A 6,651-nucleotide genomic window follows, 5' to 3' on the forward strand; every position below is an offset into this window, starting at 1 on the left:
GATTACCCCCATATTAAGCTAATCTCTCCTCGAACATTCTACTTGTTTTTTCTCAATATTAAAAAATTTGACACTTCCTGTTCATTCCTTGAAAAGCGTGCCCATTTACGTTAATATTTTTAATGGATAAAAAGGTAAAATGGAGGGCTAGAACATGCCTAATCGATATGCTGTGATTTTGGCCGCAGGGCAAGGTACGCGGATGAAATCCAAGCTGTATAAAGTATTGCACCAAGTATGCGGAAAACCAATGGTACAGCATGTAGTTGATCAAATAACAAAGCTTAATATTCACGAAATGGTGACCATCATTGGGCATGGAGCTGAAATGGTACAGGCACAATTAGGGGACGGCAGTCACTATGCATTGCAGGAGAAACAGCTGGGTACTGCTCATGCCGTCATGCAGGCTGAGAGTCTGCTTGCTGGCAAAGAAGGCGTAACCATTGTTGTTTGCGGTGATACCCCATTAATTAAAGCTGAAACGATGGAAGCCCTGTTTAAACACCATGAGGAGTTGAATGCTAAAGCCACGATTCTCACAGCAAGAATCGAAGACCCAACAGGATACGGCCGAATCGTTCGCAATGAAGAGGGGCTTGTTGAAAAAATTGTTGAGCACAAAGATGCAACAGACACAGAACGGAAAATAAATGAAATTAACACAGGTACGTATTGTTTTGACAACCTTGCTCTATTCGAAGCGCTTCGCAACGTTTCTAATAACAACGTTCAAGGGGAATACTATTTACCAGACGTAATTGAGATTTTGAAAAAACAGGGTGAAGTGGTCACAGCCTTCCAAACGGATGAATTGGAAGAAACCTTGGGTGTGAACGACCGTGTTGCGTTAGCAGAGGCAGAGAGAATCATGCGTCAGCGAACGAATACAGCCCATATGCGTAATGGGGTAACTATTATTGACCCTGTGAATACGTACATAGACACAGATGTCAAAATTGGTCAGGATACGATCATTTATCCAGGAACGGTTATTAAAGGGAAGACGGCCATCGGTGAAGATTGTCACATTGGTCCAAATTCCGAAATTGATACATGTCAAATAGGGAATGGTACAGTGATTCGTCAATCAGCTGCACATAATAGCTCGATTGGTTCCCATGTAAACATCGGCCCATTCGCCCATATTCGTCCTGATTCTGCTATTAGCGACGATGTAAAAATTGGAAATTTTGTTGAAATCAAAAAGGCCATTTTCGGAAAAGGAAGCAAGGCGTCGCATCTCAGCTATATTGGCGATGCGGAGGTTGGCAGTGATGTCAACATTGGCTGTGGTTCAATTACTGTGAATTACGACGGTAAAAATAAATATTTAACGAAAATTGAAGATGGAGTCTTTATCGGCTGTAACTCCAATCTTGTTGCCCCAGTCACAATAGGAAAAGGTGCCTATGTGGCTGCCGGGTCAACAATTACTAAGGATGTACCGGGTGAAGCGTTGTCCATTGCACGTGCCCAGCAAGTGAATAAGGAAAATTACGTACAAAAGCTTAATTTTAATAAATAAGCTTTTGATTTTAGGAGGGTCACCATGTCAAATCAATATTTAGATCCGAACTTAAAGGTATTTAGTTTAAATTCAAATGTTCCCCTGGCAAGAGAAATTGCAAAAGTAATTGGTGTTGAGTTAGGGAAGAGCTCTGTAACAAGATTTAGTGACGGAGAAATTCAAATCAACATTGAAGAAAGTATTCGCGGCTGCGACGTGTATGTGATCCAATCCACTAGTTCACCTGTGAATGAAAATATCATGGAAGTATTAATTATGATTGACGCGTTAAAAAGAGCATCTGCTAAAACAATTAATATTGTGATGCCGTATTATGGCTATGCCCGTCAAGATCGTAAAGCGCGTGCCCGTGAGCCGATTACAGCAAAATTAGTAGCCAATCTCTTAGAAACAGCCGGTGCAACCCGTGTCATCTGTTTAGATTTACATGCACCGCAAATCCAAGGATTCTTTGAAATTCCTACCGATCATTTAATGGGTGTACCTATTTTGTCTGAGTATTTCAAGAAGAGAGAGTTTGCTGGGGATATTGTCATTGTTTCTCCGGACCATGGCGGTGTGACAAGAGCCCGGAAAATGGCCGAACGCTTAAAAGCACCAATTGCGATTATCGACAAGCGCCGTCCTAGACCGAATGTGGCGGAGGTCATGAATATTGTTGGTAATATTGAAGGTAAAATAGCGATTTTGATTGATGATATCATTGATACAGCAGGAACCATTACATTGGCTGCCAATGCATTAGTAGAAAATGGCGCTGCCGAAGTGTATGCCTGCTGTACACATCCAGTTTTATCAGGTCCTGCGATTGAAAGAATCGAGAACTCGAAAATTAAGGAATTAGTTGTCACTAACTCTATTCTTCTTCCTGAAGAGAAAAAGAGCGATAAAATTGTTCATTTATCTGTGGCTCCATTACTTGGCGAAGCGATTATCCGTGTCCATGAAGAACAATCTGTAAGTACTTTATTTGATTAAAATAGGTTTAGACCTTCCTCTTTTAGGGTAATTTTATATAGATACTTCTAACTAAAATAGGAAGGTGACTACACACATGAGTACTGTTTTACAAGCAATGGAACGGAAGGAACTCAAATCTTCTGCGTTAAGGAAAATCAGAGAGAGCGGCGGCATTCCTGCTATTATTTATGGAGCAAAAGTTGAAAGTAAACCAGTGTCTGTAAGTGCAGCTGATTTAACAAAGACGATCCGGACAGTAGGCAGGAATGGGGTCATTTCCCTTGATGTAGATGGCAGTAAACATGATGTTGTCTTAACCGATTATCAAGAAGACGCATTTAAAAAGGAAATTCTCCATGTTGACTTTTTAGCCGTTGATAGGTCCTCGAAAATCAATGTTGATGTAAGGCTTGTCTTGGTTGGCGAGGCAGCCGGAGTAAAGGATGGCGGTGTCCTGCAGCAGCCGGTTCACCAATTGTCGATTACTTCTACCCCGGACAATATTCCTCAGCAAATTGAAGTGGATATTTCACATCTTCAAGTAGGAGAAACGGTACTGGTAGGAGACATTCCATCTGGCGGCGGCTTTACGATTAACCATGATGACGATGAAGTAGTGGCTTCTATCCTTCCGCCAAGGCAGGAAGAGGAAATTAACGCCGGTGAGCAGCAAGAGCCGGGTCATCCGGATAATGAAGAGGGAAGAGAAACTACCCCTGTAGGGGGCGAATAGAATGGAAGACGTAACCTCTTAAAGGTTACGTCTTTTCACGCATATATAAAAGAAGTAGTATATAATGGGAGAATGGCGATGTTACGAAACATATTAAAAAGGTTTACTGAGCCGAAAGAGGTGGGACCCATGAAATGCATCGTTGGTTTAGGTAATCCCGGGAAGCAATATGATCAAACTAGACATAATATCGGTTTTGAAGTCATTGATGCCTTATCGGATCAATTTTCGATACCGCTTAATCAGTCAAAATTTAAAGGGCTGTATGGGATTGGTTTTTATAACGGGGAAAAGGTCCTGCTCTTAAAACCACTTACCTATATGAATTTATCAGGGGAATCGATCAGAGCGGTGATGGATTACTATCAAATAGACTTAGAGGATCTAGTCGTGATTTATGACGATCTTGATTTGCCCGTTGGAAAGATTAGACTGCGTCAAAAAGGGAGTCCGGGCGGACATAACGGAATAAAATCGACAGTTGCCCATCTTGGTACGCAGCAGTTCAACCGCATTCGGATTGGAATTGACCGCCCGCAAGCTGGAATGAGTGTGCCCGATTACGTCCTTGGACGGTTTCGGCCTGATGAGTTGCCCTCTACCGGGGAAGCTGTGAAAAGGAGTGCAGATGCCTGCGCTGCTTGGCTTGAAAAGCCCTTTTTACAAGTGATGAATGAATATAATCAGTAATCGTTCATGATACGGGCTATTCAATCATAAAATAAGCAAAACCGCAAAAAGCGAGACGATTCAAGGTTCACCCAAGTTGAATAAGTTCCTCTCATCTGGTTCATACTAATAACGAATCGAAGATTAGGGAGGGACCCGCGTGACCATCCATTACCATTGTCGTCATTGTGGTACGAAACTTGGTTCCATTGATAAAGCCTCGATACATTCAGAAACCCTTGGCCTTCATACATTAACGGACCAGGAAAGACAGGAAATGGTGGCGTATGATGCAGCAGGCGATATCCATATAAAAGCCATCTGTGAAGACTGTCAAGAGGCTTTAGAGCGAAACCCGGATTATCACCAATACGATTTCCTTATTCATTAATTGTCTAGCTCCAGCACCCTAGCGGCTAGTGTCCTTCGCTCTCCGCCCTACGATAAGTCAACATCGAAACGCCTCCGGCTCTTCGTGTTTCCTTTATCTCAGTTGGAGCGCTCCACAAGGAACGCTTCGGCAGCATAGGCATCGCACGAAGAAAAAGCGTTAGCTTTTTCGAGGAGGCCATACGCCGCTGACCAGGGCGCTTACGCTTTTCTTACCTGCTTTGGACTTTACTCCAAAGCGTTTTTCTATTTATTAATTTCTACTATAAAAATGCTATTAATATTAATTTAAAATATTTATTTTGGAAGGGAGGAGAAACCTTTGAATGGTTTAAAGTCATTATTCCTTCAGCAGGAAGATATCCACTCGGTTATGGCTGGTGTGGAGGGGGGATTGAAGGAGCAGCTGATTGCCGGTTTATCAGGGTCGTCAAGGACCGTACTCACTGCATCTATGTATGAACAGATGCAGCGGCCAATCATGCTCGTCACCCATAATCTATTACAGGCACAGAAACTCTATGATGATCTTGTCAATCTAGTAAGTGAGAAGGAAGTCTTTCTTTTCCCGGCTAATGAGTTAATTGCCGCTGAGCTGAGCATTGCCAGTCCCGAATTAAAAGCACAAAGAATTGAGGCCTTAAACCACTGGAGTCAGTTAAGTAAGGGAATCTTGATTGTCCCGATTGCCGGTTTAAAGAAAATCATTCCGCCAAAGTCGGAGTGGAGCCAATACCAATTGCGGCTAACCTTAGGGCAAGATATTGATATAGAAAAACTGTTACTTACACTTGTCCACATGGGCTATGTACGTGCCGAAATGGTTACGACTCCAGGGGAATTCAGTGTACGAGGCGGGATTATTGATATTTATCCTCTTACAGAGGCGGATCCGCTGCGAATTGAATTATTTGACACAGAAATTGACTCCATTCGTTATTTTTCTCTTGATGACCAGCGCTCCAAAGGGAAGATCAAGGAGATTTTGATAGGGCCGGCAACCGAAATCCTGCTGGAAGCTGAGGATTATCGCCGGATGGTTGGCAGACTTGAAGAGGGATTAGCACAAAGTCTGAGAAAACTAAAAGATGACAAGGCAAAAATGCAGTTGAGTCAAAATATCAGCCATGAACTGGAGCAATTAAAAAATGGCCAAAAACCCGATCAGGTTTACAAGTACCTATCCCTAGCATACGACAGGCCTGCTAGTTTACTAGACTATCTTCCTCGTAATGGACTTGTGTTGATTGATGAAATCAGCAGGGTTCAAGAGATGAATGATTCCCTTGTGAAAGAGGGAAGCGGAATGGTATACGAGTTTACTGGCTGAAGGGCAAATCATCCACGATTTACATATTTCGCATGACTTACAAGCCTTGCTGCAGAAGAGGGATTCCCAGTTCTGTATATGTCCTTATTTTTGCGGCATGTGGCCAATACAAGCCCGCAAAATATCATTAATATCTCTTGTAAGCAAATGCAAAACTTCCACGGACAAATGCATTTGTTAAAGGCGGAAATTGATAGATGGAAAAAGGCGAATTATTCAATTGTCTTTTTAGGACAGGATGAGGAACGGGTAAAGAAGTTGGAGCGTGTGCTTGAGGACTATGAAATCGATAGCAGCCTCATAAAGGGTGATAGTCACCTTTTACCGGGTAAAGTTCAGATTATGAAAGGAAACCTGCAATCAGGTTTTGAACTGTCCATCCAGAAAATCGCTGTCATTACGGAGGAAGAGTTATTTAATAAACGGGTGAAAAAGTCGAAAAGCCGGCAAAAGCTTTCCAATGCCGAGCGAATTAAGAGTTATTCTGAGCTGAAAATTGGTGATTATGTTGTTCACGTCAATCATGGGATTGGTAAATATCTAGGGATTGAAACACTGGTGATTAATGGTGTCCACAAAGATTACCTGAATATCCGCTACCAGGGAACAGATAAACTGTATGTTCCTGTTGAACAAATTGATCTTGTCCAGAAATATGTTGGTTCTGAAGGGAAAGAGCCAAAGGTATATAAACTGGGCGGCAGCGATTGGAAGAAGGTAAAGAAAAAGGTTGAGTCCTCCGTTCAGGATATTGCTGATGATTTAATTAAGCTATATGCGGAACGTGAAGCAGCCGTTGGCTATGGCTTTTCACCCGATGGTGATATGCAGCGGGAATTTGAATCATCATTCGCTTATCAGGAAACAGACGACCAGCTGCGTTCCATTCATGAAATTAAAAAGGATATGGAAAGATTACGCCCAACGCTGAAGCGGCGCACGAAAAACGCGAAAGCGTTTCACGAGAAACGCGAAAACGCCTATCTAGGTTGTTGGGTTTGGGGTTAATATCGGCTGACAACTGAACGAGTAACGACA

General features: G+C 42.5%; 5 protein-coding genes and 1 pseudogene. All 6 read left to right on the forward strand.

Features of this window, described 5'->3' with window-relative positions; genetic code table 11:
• Window positions 1-154 precede the first annotated feature (154 nt).
• On the forward strand, window positions 155-1,528 hold the full coding sequence (glmU, locus tag ACO1D1_RS25995) for a bifunctional UDP-N-acetylglucosamine diphosphorylase/glucosamine-1-phosphate N-acetyltransferase GlmU (protein WP_149868047.1): 1,374 nt from the start codon (window positions 155-157) through the stop codon (window positions 1,526-1,528).
• A 24-nt stretch (window positions 1,529-1,552) separates the two neighbouring features.
• Window positions 1,553-2,509 (forward strand): ribose-phosphate diphosphokinase, encoded by a 957-nt coding sequence (locus ACO1D1_RS26000; protein ID WP_149868048.1) that lies wholly within the window; start codon window positions 1,553-1,555, stop codon window positions 2,507-2,509.
• Window positions 2,510-2,585: 76 nt separating this feature from the next.
• The gene (locus ACO1D1_RS26005; protein WP_149868049.1) at window positions 2,586-3,224 is read left to right on the forward strand and encodes a 50S ribosomal protein L25/general stress protein Ctc; all 639 of its coding nucleotides are present in this window, start codon (window positions 2,586-2,588) and stop codon (window positions 3,222-3,224) included.
• 129 nt (window positions 3,225-3,353) lie between these two features.
• Entirely contained in the window at window positions 3,354-3,914 is a 561-nt protein-coding gene (gene pth / locus ACO1D1_RS26010) for an aminoacyl-tRNA hydrolase (protein WP_149872543.1), read from the forward strand.
• A gap of 139 nt (window positions 3,915-4,053) precedes the next feature.
• A complete protein-coding gene (locus tag ACO1D1_RS26015) occupies window positions 4,054-4,284 on the forward strand; it encodes an anti-sigma-F factor Fin family protein (protein ID WP_149868050.1) in 231 nt (76 codons plus the stop codon).
• 321 nt (window positions 4,285-4,605) lie between these two features.
• Window positions 4,606-6,537 (forward strand): annotated as a pseudogene (locus tag ACO1D1_RS26020) (CarD family transcriptional regulator); the annotation flags it as partial.
• Window positions 6,538-6,651: the final 114 nt, after the last annotated feature.

This window comes from Neobacillus sp. 19, from assembly GCF_049463095.1.
Taxonomy (GTDB): domain Bacteria; phylum Bacillota; class Bacilli; order Bacillales; family Cytobacillaceae; genus Neobacillus.

Excerpts from the sequence above, each read along its gene's own strand:
- glmU (WP_149868047.1), top strand. The coding sequence starts at position 155 with ATGCCTAATCGATATGCTGTGATTTTGGCCGCAGGGCAAGGTACGCGG.
- ACO1D1_RS26000 (WP_149868048.1), top strand. The coding sequence starts at position 1,553 with ATGTCAAATCAATATTTAGATCCGAACTTAAAGGTATTTAGTTTAAAT.
- ACO1D1_RS26005 (WP_149868049.1), top strand. The coding sequence starts at position 2,586 with ATGAGTACTGTTTTACAAGCAATGGAACGGAAGGAACTCAAATCTTCT.
- pth (WP_149872543.1), top strand. The coding sequence starts at position 3,354 with ATGAAATGCATCGTTGGTTTAGGTAATCCCGGGAAGCAATATGATCAA.